Origin of the sequence: Streptomyces javensis (assembly GCF_039525925.1) — a bacterium.
GTDB classification, from domain to species: Bacteria; Actinomycetota; Actinomycetes; order Streptomycetales; family Streptomycetaceae; genus Streptomyces; species Streptomyces asiaticus.
Genome location: NZ_BAAAIF010000214.1, coordinates 1 through 2,627 on the forward strand (window position 1 = coordinate 1; position 2,627 = coordinate 2,627).

Sequence of the window (2,627 nt, forward strand, 5' to 3'; positions counted from 1 at the left end):
CTACACCGACGCCCTCATCCACCAACGCCACGCCGCCGGACTCCCCGCCACCTCACTCGCCTGGGGCCTATGGGAAACCACCAGCACACTCACCGCCACCATGAACGCCGAGGACCGTCGGCGCACCCATCGCGGCGGTGTAGCACCCCTCACCGACGACGAGGGGCTCGCCCTCCTCGACAGGGCCCTCACCGCCACCCACCCCCACCTCGTCCCGATCAAGATCAGCCCGGCCGCGCTCCGGGCCGACGACAGGGCGCGGCCCGTTCCCCCGCTGCTCCGCCATCTCGTACGGCGCCCCACGCGCCGTACGGCCCACACACCGGCTCCCGCCGACACGTCGTCGCTCATGCAGCGGCTCGCCGCCCTCGATCACGGCGAACGGCTGCGCCACCTCACCGAGCTCGTCCGCACCGAGGCCGCCGCCGTGCTCGGTCATACGACGATCGACAGCATCGGGCCGGACCAGCCCTTCCGGGAGATCGGGTTCGACTCGCTGACGGCGGTGGAACTACGCAACCGCCTCAACGCCGCCACGGGGCTGCGGCTCCCCGCGACCGTGGTGTTCGACTACCCAACCGCCGCGATCACCGCCGGGTATCTGCGGGACGAGCTGTTCGGCTCGACGCGGGCGGCCCCCACCGCTGTCACCGGACCGGGGGCCGACGCGGACGACCCCGTGGTCATCGTCGGCATGGCCTGTCGGCTCCCCGGTCGGGTGACCGACCCGGACGGGCTCTGGCGGCTGGTGGCGGACGGCGAGGACGGCATCGGGGCGTTCCCCGCCGACCGCGGCTGGGATCTGGACACGCTGTTCGACCCGGACCCGGACCGGGTGGGCACGACCTATGTGCGCGAGGGCGGGTTCCTGGAGGGGGCCACCCAGTTCGACGCGGACTTCTTCGGCATCTCCCCGCGCGAGGCGGTGGCGATGGACCCGCAGCAACGGCTGCTGCTGGAGACCGCGTGGGAGACCTTCGAGCAGGCCGGTATCGCCCCGCGATCGATGCAGGGCAGCGACACCGGGGTGTTCGCCGGCCTCATCTACCACGACTACGCGACGAACGCCGGTGAGCTGCCCGAGGGGTCCGAGACCTATCTGAGCACGGGGAAGTCGGGGAGCGTGGTGTCCGGGCGAGTGGCCTACACACTGGGCCTGACCGGTCCGGCGGTGACGGTGGACACGGCGTGCTCCTCCTCGCTGGTGGCCATCCACTGGGCGGCCAAGGCGGTGCGTGAGGGCGAGTGCTCGATGGCCCTGGCCGGGGGTGTGACGGTGATGTCGACCCCGGACGGGTTCGTGAGCTTCTCCCACCAGCGCGGTCTCGCGCCCGACGGCCGCAGCAAGTCCTTCAGCGAGGGCGCCGACGGCACCACCTTCAGCGAGGGCGTCGGTCTTGTGCTGCTGGAGCGGCTCTCCGAGGCGCGCCGCAACGGGCACGAGGTGCTGGCCGTGATCCGCGGTACGGCGGTGAACCAGGACGGCGCGAGCAACGGCCTCACCGCGCCGAACGGGCCGTCGCAGCAGCGGGTGATTCGGCAGGCGCTGGCGAACGCCGGGCTGTCGGCGGCCGATGTGGACGCGGTCGAGGCACACGGCACCGGCACCGCACTCGGCGACCCCATCGAGGCCCAGGCGCTCCTGGCCACCTACGGCCAGAACCGCCCCGCCGACCAACCCCTCTGGCTCGGCTCCCTGAAGTCCAACATCGGCCACACCCAGGCCACGGCGGGAATCGCGGGCGTCATCAAGATGGTGCAGGCCATGCGGCATGGCGTACTGCCCAGGACACTTCACGCCGACGAGCCCACCGCCAAGGTGGACTGGACATCGGGCGCGGTGTCCCTGCTCACCGAGGCCAGGCCCTGGCCGGAGACCGGACACCCCCGCCGCGCCGGGGTCTCCTCCTTCGGCGTCAGCGGCACCAACGCCCACCTCATCCTCGAACAGGCCCCGGAGGAGACGGCCGTAGAGACGGAGGCCACGGAACCGGAGGTTCCCGGGCTGGTGGCCACGGGAGGCGTGGCGCCGTGGGTACTGTCCGCCAAGAGCCCGGCGGCGCTACGGGCACAGGCCGAGCGTCTGATCGCCCACCTTCACGCCCACCCCGACACCGACCCGGTGGACCTGGGCTGGTCATTGGCCACCACCCGCACCGCGCTGGAACACCGCGCGGTCGTCCTCGCCACCGATCTCGACCAGGCGACGGCGGCCCTCACCGCCCTCAGCGAAGAGCGGCCCCACCCCAGTCTGGTCACCGGGGAGACCGGCACCGACGGCAAGACGGTCTTCGTCTTCCCCGGCCAGGGAGCCCAGTGGACAGGCATGGGCGCCCAACTGCTCCAGACCTCACCGGTCTTCGCGGCCCGGCTGAACAAGTGTGCCGAGGCCCTGGCCCCCTACACCGACTGGAACCTGATCGACGTCATCACCGGCGCACCCGACGCACCCACGCTCGACCGCGTCGACGTCCTCCAGCCCACCACCTTCGCCATCATGGTCTCCCTCGCCGCACTCTGGCAGACCAACGGCATCCACCCCGACGCCGTCATCGGCCACTCCCAAGGCGAAATCGCCGCCGCCTGCGTCGCCGGACACCTCACCCTCCCCACCGCAGCCAAAATCG

The 2,627-nt window shown here is 71.9% G+C and carries 1 protein-coding gene; it reads left to right on the forward strand.

The features are described from left to right. The coding region (locus ABD329_RS47600; protein WP_344318248.1) for a type I polyketide synthase at positions 1-2,627 on the forward strand (2,627 nt) is incomplete at both ends.